Here is a 14,910-nt window from a genome sequence, read left to right as displayed (position 1 = left end):
TTGCCGGGTGGCAAGGGGCGGGAGGATCACAGCGCGGCGATCACCGCCTGCTGTTCAATCAGCTTCGCTTTCGCTTCCGCGTAGCCTTCCAGCTTCTCGCGCTCTTTAGCGATCACCGCTTCCGGCGCGCGGGCGACAAAGCCTTCGTTGGCCAGCTTGCTCTCGATGCGGCCAATTTCACCTTCGATTTTGGCCACTTCTTTCGCCAGACGCGCCAGCTCATCTTCTTTATTGATGAGGCCCGCCATCGGGATCAGCAGCTCGGCGCCGTCGACAATCTTGGTCACCGAGACCGGACCTTTATCATCGGCAGGCAGCACGGTAATGCTTTCCAGACGCGCCAGGTTCAGCAGGAAGCTGCGGTTGTCGTTCACACGACGCTCGGCATCTTTGCTGCAGCCGCGCAGCAGCAGTTCCAGCGGTTTGCCCGGAGCGATGTTCATTTCCGCACGGATGTTACGCACGGCGACGATCGCCTGCTTCAGCCATTCGGTGTCGGCCAGCGCCGCGTCATCCACCTGAGAAGCATCGTACTGCGGGAACGGCTGCAGCATGATGGTGTCGGCGGTGATACCGCAGATCGCTTTCACGCGCTGCCAGATGGTCTCGGTAATGAACGGAATGATCGGATGCGCCAGGCGTAGCAGACCTTCCAGCACGGTCACCAGCGTATGGCGAGTCCCGCGCAGCTCCGCTTCGCTGCCACCGTTCATAACCGGCTTGGTCAGCTCCAGGTACCAGTCGCAGAACTGGTTCCAGGTGAACTCGTACAGGATGCCAGCGGCGATATCGAAGCGGAAGTTATCCAGCGCTTCGCGGTACGCTTTCACGGTGTGGTTGAATTCCGCGAGGATCCAGCGGTCGGCCAGGGAGAGCACCATCTCGCCGCCGTTGAAGCCACAATCCTGGTCTTCGGTGTTCATCAGCACGAAGCGGCTGGCGTTCCACAGCTTATTACAGAAGTTACGGTAACCTTCCAGACGCTTCATATCCCAGTTGATGTCGCGGCCGGTAGAGGCCAGCGCCGCCAGGGTGAAGCGCAGGGCGTCGGTGCCGTGCGGCTCGATGCCGTTCGGGAACTGTTTCTCGGTACGCTTGCGGATTTTATCCGCCAGCTGCGGCTGCATCATGTTGCCGGTACGTTTTTCCAGCAGCTCCGGCAGGGTGATGCCGTCAACCATATCCAGCGGGTCGATAACGTTACCCTTGGATTTGGACATCTTCTGGCCTTCGTCATCGCGGATCAGACCGGTCATGTAGACGGTCTTAAACGGAACCTGCGGTTTACCGTTTTCATCTTTGATGAAGTGCATGGTCATCATGATCATGCGGGCGATCCAGAAGAAGATAATGTCGAAGCCGGACACCATCACGCTGGTCGGGTGGAACTGACGCAGGGCGTCGGTGTTTTCCGGCCAGCCGAGGGTGGAGAAGGTCCACAGCGCGGAGGAGAACCAGGTATCGAGAACGTCTTCATCCTGACGCAGGGCAACGTCGGCGCTCAGGTTGTTTTCCTGACGCACTTCGTCTTCGCTACGGCCTACGTAGACGTTGCCGTCGTTGTCATACCATGCCGGGATGCGGTGACCCCACCACAGCTGACGGGAGATACACCAGTCCTGAATATCGCGCATCCAGGAGAAGTACATGTTTTCGTACTGCTTCGGTACGAACTGGATGTCGCCGTTTTCAACGGCCTCGACTGCTGGCTTGGCCAGCACGTCCGCGCGCACGTACCACTGGTCGGTCAGCATCGGCTCGATCACCACGCCGCCGCGATCGCCGTAAGGGACGGTCAGGTCGTGCGGTTTGATCTCTTCCAGCAGGCCGAGGGCGTCAACTGCCGCAACAACGGCTTTACGCGCCGCGAAGCGTTCCAGTTTCTGGAACTCCGCCGGGATCTCGCTGGAGTAGACGTCGGATTCATTGCCTTTGGTGTCGTAGACTTCCGCGCTTTCGCGGATGTCGCCGTCAAAGGTGAGGATGTTGATCATCGGCAGCTGGTGACGACGACCCACTTCGTAGTCGTTAAAGTCGTGCGCCGGGGTGATCTTCACGCAGCCGGTGCCTTTTTCCATGTCGGCGTGCTCGTCGCCCACGATCGGGATGCGGCGGTTAACCAGCGGCAGCACCACGAATTTGCCAATCAGATCTTTGTAGCGCGGATCTTCCGGGTTAACGGCCACGCCGGTATCGCCCAGCAGGGTTTCCGGACGGGTGGTGGCGACCACCAGGTAATCTTTACCGTCAGCGGTTTTCGCGCCATCGGCCAGCGGGTAGCGGATGTGCCACATGGAACCTTTCGATTCGCGGTTTTCCACTTCGAGGTCGGAAATGGCGGTGCGCAGTTTCGGGTCCCAGTTAACCAGGCGTTTGCCGCGGTAGATCAGGTCTTCTTTGTACAGGCGAACAAAGACTTCTTTCACGGCATTGGAAAGCCCCTCGTCCATGGTGAAGCGCTCGCGCTCCCAGTCCACGGAGTTGCCGAGACGGCGCATCTGACGGGTAATAGTGCCGCCGGATTCCGCTTTCCACTGCCAGATTTTGTCGATAAAGGCGTCGCGGCCGTAGTCGTGGCGGGTTTTCCCTTCTTCAGCGGCAATCTTACGCTCAACCACCATCTGGGTAGCGATACCTGCGTGGTCGGTACCGGCCTGCCACAGAGTGTTTTTGCCCTGCATGCGCTGGTAGCGAATCATGGTATCCATGATGGTTTGCTGGAAGGCATGACCCATATGCAAACTGCCGGTGACGTTCGGCGGCGGGATCATGATGCAGAAGCTCTCCTGGCTTTCATCACCATTCGGTTTGAAATAGCCCTGCTTTTCCCAGTGCTCGTAAAGCGGCTGTTCGATATCTTGTGGGTTGTATGTCTTTTCCATTATTTCCAGGTTGCCGTGTTCAGGTTGAAACCAGCCATGCGGTACGCCTTATAGCGTTCGCGCGCCAGTTGTTTCAGATTGTCTTCGTAAGGGACAAAGTCTATCACTTCTGTGAAAGCGGTGGCAAAATCTGCAAAGTTTAGCCGCAGGCTGATAAGAATATCCCGCGGGCTGCTGTTGCGCTTTTGCGGCCAGGCAATCTCTACCGGCGCGCCGCCTCTCGGGCCTTCGCCCGCCAGATTATGCGGCACAAAGCTCTCCGGCGGCCGCGACCACAGCGCCTCGTCGAGACGAATCGCCTGCTGTTCATCTTCGCAGGCGATCAGGACGCGCTTGCCGTTGCGCCAACGTTCTGCGGCAATGTCACACACCAGCTGCTCGACGGCGCTCAGGCCGTCGACGGTGGCGTCATTGTCCAGAAGATAGAACGTTGCGTTTTTCATATATGGGGCTTCTTGTTGTGGATTTAAATGCAAAGCCGGGCGGCGCTACGCTTACCCGGCCTACAATGTGCTGCCGTTTGTAAGCCGGGTAAGGCATCGCCGCCACCCGGCATGTCACATCACTCTTCGCCGTTAAAACCCGCACGATTGAGCAGGAACTGCGACAGCAGCGCCACCGGACGACCGGTCGCGCCTTTGGCCTTACCGGAACGCCAGGCAGTACCGGCGATGTCGAGGTGCGCCCAGTTGTACTTGCGGGTGAAGCGCGACAGGAAACAGCCGGCGGTGATCGCGCCGCCAGGACGGCCGCCAATGTTCGCCATATCGGCAAAATTGGACTCCAGCTGATCCTGGAACTCGTCGGCCAGCGGCAAACGCCATGCGCGGTCGCCCGCCAGTTCGGAGGCGCCGATCAGCTCATGGGCCAGCGGGTTATGGTTCGACATCAGGCCGGTGATGTGATGGCCGAGGGCAATCACGCAGGCCCCGGTCAGCGTCGCCACGTCGATAACCGCTTCCGGCTCGAAGCGCTCAACGTAGGTCAGGACGTCGCACAGCACCAGGCGGCCTTCGGCGTCGGTGTTCAGCACTTCCACCGTCTGGCCGGACATAGTGGTCAGGACGTCACCCGGACGATAGGCGCGGCCGCCAGGCATGTTTTCACAGCCCGCCAGCACGCCGATGACGTTCAGCGGCAGCTGCAGTTCGGCAACCATCCGCATCACGCCGTACACCGCCGCCGCGCCGCACATGTCGTACTTCATCTCGTCCATGCCTTCGGCAGGCTTGATGGAGATACCGCCGGAGTCGAAGGTCAGGCCTTTACCGACCAGCACGATAGGGCGCGCGTCCTCAGCCGGGTTACCTTTATATTCGATGACCGACATCAGCGACTCGTTCTGCGACCCATTGCCGACGGCGAGGTAGGCGTTCATCCCCAGCTCGCGCATCTGCTGTTCGCCGATCACCCGGGTGATGACGTTTTTGCTGTAGGTATCGGCCAGCTGACGCGCCTGGGAAGCCAGATAGGCGGCGTTACAGATGTTCGGCGGCATATTGCCAAGATCTTTCGCCGCTTTGATGCCGGCGGCAATCGCCAGGCCATGCTGAATGGCGCGTTCGCCGCTGGTCAGCTCGCGACGGGTCGGCACGTTAAAGACCATTTTACGCAGCGGGCGACGCGGCTCGCTTTTGTTGGTCTTCAGCTGGTCGAAGCTGTACAGCGTCTCTTTGGCGGTTTCAACCGCCTGGCGAACTTTCCAGTAGTTGTTACGGCCTTTGACGTGCAGCTCGGTCAGGAAGCAGACGGCTTCCATTGAGCCGGTATCATTCAGGGTATTGATGGTTTTCTGGATGACCTGCTTATACTGACGCTCATCCAGCTCGCGCTCTTTGCCGCAGCCAATCAGCAGAATACGCTCAGACAGAATGTTTGGCACATGGTGCAGCAATAACGTCTGGCCAGGTTTGCCTTCCAGCTCGCCGCGACGCAGCAGGGCGCTGATGTAGCCGTCGCTGATTTTATCGAGTTGTTCGGCGATGGGGGAGAGGCGACGTGGTTCAAAGACGCCGACCACGATACAGGCGCTCCGCTGCTTCTCCGGGCTACCGCTTTTTACACTGAACTCCATGCACTATGCTCCTGAATCTTAAAGACAACAGTGGTGGCTACGGCTATACTCGTCGCCTTTCAAGTTGCAGATGCGCCGGCTGCGCCTGCTTACCCTGACGTGGCACATTGTGCGCGCCAGGGGCCACAGCCCTGCTGCCTTCTTACAACTCGAAATCCATTGAGTATATAATTGCAAGCTTTCGTAACTCATATCCGCTGTTGCGGTGACTTCGTGTTAATCTTAACGTTATTAAGGCCTGGGTTCGTCAGAAAAGATCCTGACATGCAGAACCGATGAGTCATTTAATCTTAGCGACGTTTTCGACGACCAAAGAGAATAAATGACGTTTAAGCCATGAAACAAGCAATTTTCCTGCACTAAAACGGGTTTTTACGGGCGTATTTATAGTGATAATCATAAGATATCTGGTTCGTGAGACGCTGAAAAGCCAGTTGGCGATCCTATTCATCCTGTTACTGATTTTCTTTTGTCAGAAATTAGTCAGGATCCTCGGCGCCGCGGTGGATGGCGATATCCCAACCAATCTGGTGCTCTCGCTGTTGGGGCTCGGCATCCCGGAGATGGCGCAGCTTATCCTGCCGTTAAGTCTGTTCCTTGGCCTGCTGATGACCCTCGGCAAGCTGTACACCGAAAGTGAAATTACGGTGATGCACGCCTGCGGCCTGAGCAAAGCCGTGCTGATCAAGGCGGCGATGATCCTCGCGCTGTTCACCGGCGCGGTGGCGGCGGTCAACGTTATGTGGGCGGGGCCGTGGTCGTCGCGCCATCAGGACGAGGTGCTGGCCGAAGCTAAAGCCAACCCCGGTATGGCGGCGCTGGCCCAGGGCCAGTTCCAGCAGGCCAGCGATGGTAACGCGGTGATGTTTATCGAAAGCGTCAACGGCAACCGCTTCCATGACGTCTTCCTTGCCCAGCTGCGTCCGAAAGGCAATGCGCGCCCCTCGGTGGTGGTGGCGGATTCCGGCGAGCTGTCGCAGCAGAAAGACGGCTCGCAGGTGGTGACCCTCAACAAGGGCACCCGCTTTGAAGGCACCGCGATGCTGCGCGACTTCCGCATTACCGACTTCAATAACTATCAGGCTATTATCGGCCACCAGGCGGTGAGCGCCGATCCGGACGACACCGAACAGATGGATATGCGCACCTTGTGGAAAACCCACACCGACCGCGCGCGCGCCGAACTGCACTGGCGCTTCACGCTGGTGGCGACCGTCTTCATTATGGCGCTGATGGTGGTGCCGCTCAGCGTGGTGAACCCGCGTCAGGGCCGCGTGCTGTCGATGCTGCCGGCGATGCTGCTTTACCTGGTGTTCTTCCTGCTGCAAACGTCGATTAAGTCGAACGGCGGCAAAGGCAAAATGGACCCGGCTATCTGGATGTGGGCGATTAACCTGCTCTATTTTGCGCTGGCGGTGCTGTTAAACCTGTGGGACACGGTGCCGATGCGCCGCTTCCGCGCCCGTTTTAATAAAGGAGCGGCCTGATGCAGGCGTTTGGCGTACTTGACCGTTATATCGGTAAGACGATTTTCAACACCATCATGATGACCCTGTTCATGCTGGTGTCGCTCTCCGGCATTATCAAGTTTGTCGATCAGCTGAAAAAGTCCGGGCAGGGCAGCTACGATGCGCTGGGCGCTGGTCTCTACACCATCCTCAGCGTGCCGAAGGACATCCAGATCTTCTTCCCGATGGCGGCGCTGCTTGGCGCGCTGCTGGGGCTGGGGATGCTGGCCCAGCGCAGCGAACTGGTGGTGATGCAGGCATCCGGTTTCACCCGGCTGCAGGTAGCGCTGGCGGTAATGAAAACCGCGATCCCGCTGGTGCTGCTGACCATGGCCATCGGCGAGTGGGTGGCGCCGCAGGGCGAACAGATGGCGCGCAACTACCGTGCCCAGCAGATGTACGGCGGCTCGCTGCTCTCAACCCAGCAGGGGCTGTGGGCGAAAGATGGCCACAATTTTGTCTATATCGAACGCGTAAAAGGCAACGATGAGCTGGGGGGCGTCAGCATCTATGCCTTCAACCCGGAGCGTCGTTTACAGTCGGTGCGCTATGCCGCTTCGGCAAAATTCGATAGCGAAAATAAAGTGTGGCGTCTGTCGCAGGTGGATGAATCCGACCTGACCGATCCAAAGCAGGTGACCGGGTCGCAGATGGTGAGCGGCACCTGGAAAACCAACCTGACGCCGGACAAACTGGGCGTGGTTGCCCTGGATCCGGATGCGCTGTCGATCAGCGGGCTGCACAACTATGTGAAATACCTCAAGTCCAGCGGCCAGGATCCGGGACGCTACCAGCTCAATATGTGGAGCAAAATCTTCCAGCCGTTGTCGGTGGCGGTGATGATGCTGATGGCGCTGTCGTTTATCTTTGGCCCGCTGCGTAGCGTGCCGATGGGCGTCCGGGTGGTGACGGGGATTAGCTTCGGCTTTATCTTCTATGTCCTCGACCAGATTTTCGGCCCGCTGACCCTGGTCTACGGCATACCGCCGATCATCGGCGCGCTGTTGCCGAGCGCCAGCTTCTTCCTGATAAGCCTCTGGCTGATGATGCGCAAGGCCTAGCGGGTAAGCCTGAAACGTAAGCCCCCTCAGCGATGAGGGGGCTTTTTTTTAGCGCTTGCGTCCGCCCAGCAGGCTGCCCAGCATGCCGCGGACGATCTGATTGGTGACCTGGCGAACCGCGCTTTTCGCTGCGGTCTGCACGATACCGTCGCGTTTACCGCCTCGCGGGCCGGTGCTGCCGAACAGGATATCTTTCAGGCCGCCAAGCAGCCCGTCGTCATCGCCGTTCTGCTGGCCCTTCGCCGGCGGAGCCGACTGCTGCCCGGTGGCGACCTGCACCCCTTGCTGCAGCATTTCGAAAGCCGACTCGCGGTCCACCTCCTCCTCATACTTACCGTACAGCGGCGAGTGGTTCAGCAGACCATTGCGCTCGTCATCGCTGACCGGCCCCATTCGCGAACAGGGGGCGATAACCATCGCCCGCTCGACCACCGACGGGCTGCCTTTCTCATCGAGGAAGGAGATCAGCGCCTCGCCGGTGCCCAGCTCCTGGATCGCCTGCTCGGTACTGAAGGCCGGGTTGGCGCGCATGGTCTGGGCGGCGGTTTTCACCGCCTTCTGGTCCTTCGGCGTAAAGGCGCGCAGGGCATGCTGCACGCGGTTGCCCAGCTGGCCGAGCACGGCGTCGGGAATATCCGCCGGGTTCTGCGAGACAAAGTAGACGCCGACGCCCTTGGAGCGGATAAGGCGGATCACCTGTTCAATTTTATCCAGCAGCACCTGCGGCGCGTCGTTGAACAGCAGATGCGCCTCATCGAAGAAGAACACCAGCTTCGGTTTATCGAGGTCGCCGGCTTCCGGCAGGCGCTCGTAGAGCTCGGAGAGCATCCACAGCAGGCTGGCGGCGTACAGCTTCGGCATCTGGTAGAGCTTTTCGGCGCTAAGGATATTGATCACCCCTTTACCGCTGGCATCGACGCGCATCCAGTCGGCAATATCCAGCATCGGCTCGCCGAAGAAGTGCTCGGCGCCCTGTTGCTCCAGGGTCAACAGCCCGCGCTGGATGGCGCCGATCGAGGCGCTGTTAATATTGCCGTACTGGTTCTGGAAAGACTTGGCGTTATCGCCGATAAACTGAGTGATTGCGCGGAGGTCTTTGAAGTCGAGCAGCAGCAGGCCGCGGTCGTCCGCGATGCGGAAAATAATGTTCAGTACGCCGCTCTGCACCTCGTTGAGATTGAGCAGGCGCGCCAGCAGCAGGGGGCCGAGATCGGAGACCGTCGCCCGCACCGGGTGGCCCTTCTCGCCAAAGATATCCCAGAGCACCACCGGGTTGGCGTGCGGCTCCCAGTCGCTGACGCCGATCTTCTCCAGCCGCGCCTGCAGTTTCTCTGAGCTCTGCCCCGCGGCGGCAATGCCGGTCAGGTCGCCCTTGACGTCGGCCATAAATACCGGCACGCCAATCTCCGAGAACGACTCAGCCAGCTTCTGCAGGGTGACGGTTTTACCGGTGCCGGTCGCACCGGTGATAAGCCCATGGCGGTTGGCCATCGCGGGCAGTAAATAGAGCGCGTTATCCAGCGTGCGCGCAATCAACAGGGGTGAGCTCATGGTCGATTCCTCCATTTATCCTGCGACGATTATAGGCAACCTCGTCGTCCGGCGTTGGGAAAATCGTCACGCGCCGCGCACGCTGTACCGTGAGGGTCTCAGGCGCAGTGGCGCTGGATGAGCGCGATGCTCTGCTCAATTTCGCGCTCGATATCCGCTTCGCTCCATTGCGCCAGCTCGGGGGCGAAGGGCTCAAAAGCGTACACCCCCTGATAGCCGCGGGCTTCCAGCGCTTTAACCTGCTCGCAGGTGCCGAGACGATCCTTCGGGGTTAGCATGATGCGCTCGGCATCGGTGAGCTGCTCGCGCGGACGGCTATCGTCCACTCCTGAAAGGTGCACCAGCCCAATATCCGCCACCTCTACCTGGCTGAACTCGTCCACCGCCTGCGGGTAAAGATGGTGATGGAAGGTATCGATCAGCAGCTTAAACGGCACGCGGGCGTCGTGGATCAGCGTCTGCGCCTGGTGCGCAGAACGCAGCGAGCTTTGCGGGAAGCCCAGCGGCTCCACCAGGCCGTGGATGCCATAGAAGGCGAACAGCGGCGCCAGGTCGCGCAGGGCGCCCAGGGTTTCGCTGGCCGGCACCTCGCTGCCGTCGTTGAGCGGACAGAGCACCAGCGATTTGGCGCCGATGGCCTGGGCCTCTTTCAGCAGCGATTCGGTCAACTGCCGCACCTCTTCGCTACGACGGTTAAAGGGGTAGACCGCGTTAATCGTCAGGATCTCGATGTGGTAGCGCGCCGCCAGCTCGCGCACCTGCTGATGGCTCAGATCGTCGGTCACTTTTCCACTGGGTAAATCGTTGCGCAGCTCGACCTTATTCAGGCCCAGACGGTTCACCAGACGGAAAAACGCTTCAATGCTGAGCGCTGGCGCGATTTTGCGGTTAATACAAAAACATTGCATTGCGATGGCCATAGGACACTCCTGACGGAAGAGGGGGTAGGTTCGTTCAATTGGCTAACAGTCAAAACGTTTATTCCAAAATTAGCAAGAATGGAAATGATGAATGTTTGAGCTGTCTCGCAAAATATCACCGGCACCGACTACCGGCGCGACAGCGGCGGGAAGCCTGGCGTCGAGGGCAACGAGGCGCGATGCGGGAAGCGCACAGGCGACCGGTTAGCGCAAAATGCGACTGTTATCACCAAAATGAAATTTCATTTCACAACAATGTTGAAATATAAATTTCATTTTACTACGGTTATAGCACAGCAGAATCAGCGACGGGCCGGTGTGCGCTGGCCCCCTTCACTATGAGGCGAGAACATGACGATCACAGGAAACTTTATTGGCGGGAAAACCGTTATTAGCAGCAGCAACGAAACGATGCCGGTGTATGACCCGGCGACGGGCAAAGCGGTGCGCGAAGTCACGGTGTCAACCGCGCAGGAAGTCTCCGAGGCGATTCAGGTTGCTCGCGATGCGTTTGACAGCTGGTCCCGTACCACGCCGCTGCGCCGCGCCCGCGTGCTGTTCAACTTCAAAATGTTGCTGGAGCAGCACGTGGAAGAGCTGGCGGGGATCATCGTCAGCGAGCACGGTAAGGTGTGGTCGGATGCGCTGGGCGAGCTGACCCGCGGTATGGAAGTGGTCGAATTCGCCTGCGGGATCCCGCACCTGATTAAAGGCGAATACTCCTCTGACGTCGGCACCGGCGTCGACAGCTACTCGTTGATGCAGCCCCTGGGCGTGGTGGCAGGGATCACCCCGTTCAACTTCCCGGCGATGGTGCCGATGTGGATGTTCCCGCTGGCGCTGGCCTGCGGCAACAGTTTCGTCCTCAAGCCGCCCGCGCTGGCGCCGACGGCCGCTGTGCGTCTGGCAGAGCTGCTGAAAGAGGCCGGTCTGCCGGACGGCGTGTTTAACGTCGTGCACTGCAGCAATGAAGATGCCGAGCAGCTGTACACTGACCCGCGTATTGCGGCGGTGAGCTTCGTCGGCTCCTCCGGCGTGGCGGAGTATATCTATAAGACCGCCAGCGCCCACGGCAAGCGAGTGCAGGCCTTCGGCGCCGCCAAAAACCACGCGATTGTGATGCCGGATGCCGATCTCGACGCCACCGTTAACGCCATTATGGGCGGCGCTTTTGGCTCCGCAGGCGAGCGCTGCATGGCGCTGCCGGTAGTGGTGGCGGTGGGAGATGAAACCGCCGACAAACTGATCGCCCGCCTGAAGCCGCTGGTGGAAGCGCTGAAAGTAGGCCCGGGCTGCATGCGCGGCCAGGAAGAGAACGAGATGGGACCGGTGGTGTCTGATACCCACCAGAAAAAAGTGCTCGGCTATATTGATAAAGGCGAAAGCGAAGGGGCAAAACTGGTGGTCGATGGCCGCAAACTGCGCGTGCCGGGTTACGACGCGGGCTACTATGTCGGCGGCACCCTGTTCGATCACGTCACCCCGGAGATGACCATCTGGCGCGAAGAGATCTTTGGCCCGGTGCTGGGGATTGTGCGCGCGGCGGACTATGACAGCGCCCTTGAGCTGGTCAACAGCCACGAGTTTGGCAACGGCAGCGCCGTTTTCACCAGCAACGGCCACACCGCGCGTGAATTCGTCCACGACGTGCAGGCGGGGATGGTCGGGGTGAACGTGCCGGTCCCGGTGCCGATGGCGTTCCACAGCTTCGGCGGCTGGAAGCGCTCGGTGTTTGGCGCGTTGAACGTCCACGGGCCGGACGGCGTGCGCTTCTACACGCGTATGAAGACCGCCACCGTACGCTGGCCGGCAGGGCAGCAGACCGTATCTGAATTCAGCATGCCGACGTTAGGTTAATCGGCGAAGGAGAGCGCCATGTCGTTACTGGCTAAATCGCGAAAAGAGGGACAGATCCAGCATATTACGCCGCAAAGCGCCGGTTGGCGCTATATCGGCTTTGATGTCTGGATGTTGAAAAAAGGGCAGACCGTGACGCTGGAGAGCGGCGATCGCGAGCTGTGCCTGGTGCTGGTCGCCGGGCTGGCGTCGGTGAAAACGCAACATGCCGATTTCCCGAATCTCGGTAAACGGATGTCGCCGTTTGAACGCACCCCGCCGTGGTCGGTCTACGTCCCGCCGCAGGATAAAGTCGAGGTGACCGCCGATTCCGATCTGGAGCTGGCGGTATGCAGCGCGCCGGGCAAAGGCAGCTTCCCGGCACGCCTCATTCGGCCGGAAGACGTCGGCGTAGAGCACCGTGGGAAAGGGCGCAATCAGCGCCGGGTGCATAATATTCTGCCGGACAGCGCCGAGGCGGACTGCCTGCTGGTAGTGGAAGTCTACACCGACGAGGGGGCCACCAGCTCGTGGCCGTCGCATAAGCATGATACCGCCCAGCCGGGCAAAGAGACGCAGCTGGAAGAAACCTACTATCACCGCTTCGATCCGCCGCAGGGCTTTGCCTTCCAGCGGGTCTACACCGACGACCGCAGCCTGGACGCCTGTATGGCGCCCTACAACCACGATGTGGTGATGGTGCCGCGCGGTTACCATCCGGTGGCAGCGATTGCCGGTTACGATAGCTACTATCTGAACGTGATGGCCGGGCCGGACCGGAAATGGCTGTTCACCTGGGAAGATGACCACGCCTGGATCAACACGCCGGAGTACCCGCGCCACGACTGACGTGCGGTGCAGAAGCGGATAAAGAAGGCCGGTTAGCGATGCTAACCGGCCTTCCTGTTTGAGGGCGGCAGGTGTTTTTTCGCGAAACGCTCCGCGGAATCCCACTCCCGACCCGGCAAGCGCAGCGCCGCCGGGCGATGACCACAGGCACGGCGCTGCTTTTATGCCGGGCGGCGGCTCACGCCTTGCCCGGCATACGGTTCGTGCGACCTGCCGTTAATTTATTCACCATTGTTACTGAAACTGCCGGTGCTGACGGCCTCAAAATCGCTGAGACGTTCCCGGAAGGCCGGGGCAGCCCGCATGGATGCGGGCTGAGGGCCGTGTTTTGCACGGATGCTGCCTCGGCCCGACCCGAAGCCTGCAGGGATAAGTCGAAGGGACCGCGTAGCGGCGATTTTGCTGGCCGGAGCCCGGGGGTACAGGGGGCGGCGGCGACTGGCCGCCCCCTGTGCGCTCCCTGCGCCATGCCAGGCATAACGCAGAAGATTAACCGGGAGCGCAATGTGCGCTGAAATCACATGCGACAAACGCTTTACCCGGATTAATAAAGTTGCATACCAATAACATTATCTCCGGCACCCCGCAGGCGCATATACCCCGACCCGGCAAGCGCAGCGCCGCCGGGCGATGACCACAGGCACGGTGCTGCTTTTATGCCGGGCGGCGGCTCACGCCTTGCCCGGCATACGGTTCGTGCGACCTGCCGTTAATTTATTCACCATTGTTGCTGAAACTGCCGGTGTTGCGGCCTCAAAATCGCTGAGACGTTCCCGGAAGGCCGGGGCAGCCCGCATGGATGCGGGCTGAGGGCCGTGTTTTGCACGGACGCTGCCTCGGCCCGACCCGAAGCCTGCAGGGATAAGTCGAAGGCACCGCGTAGCGGCGATTTTGCTGGCCGGAGCCCGGGGGTACAGGGGGCGGCGGCGACTGGCCGCCCCCTGTGCGCTCCCTGCGCCATGCCAGGCATAACGCAGAAGATTAACCGGGAGCGCAATGTGCGCTGAAATCACATGCGACAAACGCTTTACCCGGATTAATAGAGTTGCATACCAATAACATTATCTCCGGCACCCCGCAGGCCCATATACCCCAGGCCCGGCAAGCGCAGCGCCGCCGGGGAGGATACCTCCGGCGCCATACCCGCCTTTGTGCCGGATGGCGGCTTCGCCTTATCCGGCCTACGGGATCCTCCCGTAAGTCCCTATACACCAGGCCCGGCAAGCGCAGCGCCGCCGGGCAGGACACCGCAGATACCGTAGCCATTTTTGTGCCGGATGGCGGCATAAAGGCCTTATCCGGCCTACGGCATCCTTCCGTAAGCCTATACTGCGCCGCCGAGTAACAAACGCCAGGCAGCCTATCTCACGCCTTCTGCTTGGCCTCGGACTCCTGGCTGCTGTTCAGCGCCAGCGAAACCGCCAGCGTCTGGGCCAGACACAGGGAAGCAACCTGCGAGCGGAAGCCATCCACCTGCGCTTCACGCACCACAAAGCAGACATCGCTGAAAGCCGCCAGCGGGCTGACCTGGCTGTCGGTAATGGCGATCTGCCGCGCTTTGCGCTGCGCGCCCAGTTCCACCAGCTCGACCACTTCCCGCGCGTACGGCGAGAAGCTCACCGCCACTACCACGTCTTTCGGACCGACCAGGCTCAGCTGCTCGGTGAACATGCCGCCGAGGCCGTCGATCAGAAAAGCTTTGCGATCGAGGTGACGCAGCGCATAGGTCAGATAAGAGGCGACGCTAAACGACCGGCGCAGACCAATGACGTAAATATTTTCCGCCTCGCCCAGCAGGGCCACCGCGCGCTCCAGATCATCGCTGGAGGTCTGCATCGCCAGCTGCTGCAACGCCTGGTTGTTCACCATCGTGAACATATTGAGGATTTCCGTCGGCGTTTCCGGCGGGCTGGACTCATCGCTGGTGGTCTGGCGGAAAAGACGGGCGCGCTCGGTATAGTTGGCGGTCTCTTCCATCAAATGTTGCTTGAACATCTGTTTCATTTCGTTAAAGCCGCTGAAGCCGAAGGCGTTGGCAAAACGAATCAACGTGGAAGGGGGAACATCCGCCTGTTGCGCAATGGAGGCCACGGTATCGAAAGCCACGCTATTGCTGTTATCAAGGATATAGCGGGCGACCTGTTTCAGGCGTTTGCTTAACGTATCGTAGCGACGCCTGATTTCATCCTGCAGGATGGTCAGCTGTGTTGGGTTATTGGCCATAGAGTG

General features: G+C 60.0%; 10 protein-coding genes. 4 read left to right on the top strand and 6 right to left on the bottom strand.

Annotation, left to right across the window (positions count from 1 at the left end):
• Positions 1-26: 26 nt before the first annotated feature.
• The 3 genes from ACR809_RS22670 to pepA all read right to left on the bottom strand — a co-directional run bounded on the left by ACR809_RS22670 (position 27) and on the right by pepA (position 4,956).
• The gene (locus tag ACR809_RS22670; protein ID WP_065810556.1) at positions 27-2,882 is read right to left on the bottom strand and encodes a valine--tRNA ligase; all 2,856 of its coding nucleotides are present in this window, start codon (positions 2,880-2,882) and stop codon (positions 27-29) included.
• Positions 2,882-3,325 (bottom strand): DNA polymerase III subunit chi, encoded by a 444-nt coding sequence (gene holC / locus ACR809_RS22665; protein ID WP_002886953.1) that lies wholly within the window; start codon positions 3,323-3,325, stop codon positions 2,882-2,884. The genes ACR809_RS22670 and holC overlap by 1 nt, the downstream gene beginning before the upstream one ends.
• A gap of 119 nt (positions 3,326-3,444) precedes the next feature.
• Positions 3,445-4,956 (bottom strand): leucyl aminopeptidase, encoded by a 1,512-nt coding sequence (pepA, locus tag ACR809_RS22660; protein WP_002886954.1) that lies wholly within the window; start codon positions 4,954-4,956, stop codon positions 3,445-3,447.
• A gap of 389 nt (positions 4,957-5,345) precedes the next feature.
• On the opposite strand from pepA, the gene lptF reads away from it, so the two are divergent.
• Both lptF and lptG read left to right on the top strand, forming a co-directional pair.
• Positions 5,346-6,443 (top strand): LPS export ABC transporter permease LptF, encoded by a 1,098-nt coding sequence (gene lptF, locus ACR809_RS22655; RefSeq protein ID WP_002886955.1) that lies wholly within the window; start codon positions 5,346-5,348, stop codon positions 6,441-6,443.
• Positions 6,443-7,525: an LPS export ABC transporter permease LptG gene (gene lptG / locus ACR809_RS22650; protein WP_002886956.1), complete on the top strand. Its 1,083-nt coding sequence runs from the start codon at positions 6,443-6,445 to the stop codon at positions 7,523-7,525. Before lptF ends, lptG begins: the two co-directional genes overlap by 1 nt.
• Positions 7,526-7,573: 48 nt before the next feature.
• On the opposite strand, the gene ACR809_RS22645 is transcribed toward lptG, so the two are convergent.
• Entirely contained in the window at positions 7,574-9,076 is a 1,503-nt protein-coding gene (locus ACR809_RS22645) for a helicase HerA-like C-terminal domain-containing protein (RefSeq protein WP_002886957.1), read from the bottom strand.
• Positions 9,077-9,174: 98 nt separating this feature from the next.
• Positions 9,175-9,996: a TIM barrel protein gene (locus tag ACR809_RS22640; RefSeq protein WP_122051593.1), complete on the bottom strand. Its 822-nt coding sequence runs from the start codon at positions 9,994-9,996 to the stop codon at positions 9,175-9,177.
• 351 nt (positions 9,997-10,347) lie between these two features.
• Here ACR809_RS22640 and ACR809_RS22635 point away from each other — a divergent pair, with 351 nt between their 5' ends.
• The gene (locus ACR809_RS22635) at positions 10,348-11,853 is read left to right on the top strand and encodes a CoA-acylating methylmalonate-semialdehyde dehydrogenase (RefSeq protein ID WP_004146794.1); all 1,506 of its coding nucleotides are present in this window, start codon (positions 10,348-10,350) and stop codon (positions 11,851-11,853) included.
• Between the two features lie 18 nt (positions 11,854-11,871).
• Positions 11,872-12,681 carry a 5-deoxy-glucuronate isomerase gene (gene iolB, locus ACR809_RS22630; protein ID WP_004177654.1) on the top strand — a complete coding sequence of 270 codons (810 nt, stop codon included), beginning with the start codon at positions 11,872-11,874 and terminating at the stop codon, positions 12,679-12,681.
• A gap of 1,365 nt (positions 12,682-14,046) precedes the next feature.
• On the opposite strand, the gene ACR809_RS22625 is transcribed toward iolB, so the two are convergent.
• Entirely contained in the window at positions 14,047-14,904 is an 858-nt protein-coding gene (locus tag ACR809_RS22625) for a MurR/RpiR family transcriptional regulator (protein WP_004152190.1), read from the bottom strand.
• Positions 14,905-14,910: the final 6 nt, after the last annotated feature.

This window comes from Klebsiella sp. CD33, assembly GCF_051992865.1.
Taxonomy (GTDB): domain Bacteria; phylum Pseudomonadota; class Gammaproteobacteria; order Enterobacterales; family Enterobacteriaceae; genus Klebsiella; species Klebsiella pneumoniae.
Note: the sequence above shows the minus strand (reverse complement) of the source record. Positions and strands in the feature narration are given on the sequence as shown.

What these genes read in the sequence shown, in the direction of transcription:
- ACR809_RS22670 (WP_065810556.1), bottom strand. Translation starts at nt 2,882, where the DNA reads ATGGAAAAGACATACAACCCACAAGATATCGAACAGCCGCTTTACGAG.
- holC (WP_002886953.1), bottom strand. Translation starts at nt 3,325, where the DNA reads ATGAAAAACGCAACGTTCTATCTTCTGGACAATGACGCCACCGTCGAC.
- pepA (WP_002886954.1), bottom strand. Translation starts at nt 4,956, where the DNA reads ATGGAGTTCAGTGTAAAAAGCGGTAGCCCGGAGAAGCAGCGGAGCGCC.
- lptG (WP_002886956.1), top strand. Translation starts at nt 6,443, where the DNA reads ATGCAGGCGTTTGGCGTACTTGACCGTTATATCGGTAAGACGATTTTC.
- ACR809_RS22645 (WP_002886957.1), bottom strand. Translation starts at nt 9,076, where the DNA reads ATGAGCTCACCCCTGTTGATTGCGCGCACGCTGGATAACGCGCTCTAT.
- ACR809_RS22640 (WP_122051593.1), bottom strand. Translation starts at nt 9,996, where the DNA reads ATGGCCATCGCAATGCAATGTTTTTGTATTAACCGCAAAATCGCGCCA.
- ACR809_RS22635 (WP_004146794.1), top strand. Translation starts at nt 10,348, where the DNA reads ATGACGATCACAGGAAACTTTATTGGCGGGAAAACCGTTATTAGCAGC.
- iolB (WP_004177654.1), top strand. Translation starts at nt 11,872, where the DNA reads ATGTCGTTACTGGCTAAATCGCGAAAAGAGGGACAGATCCAGCATATT.
- ACR809_RS22625 (WP_004152190.1), bottom strand. Translation starts at nt 14,904, where the DNA reads ATGGCCAATAACCCAACACAGCTGACCATCCTGCAGGATGAAATCAGG.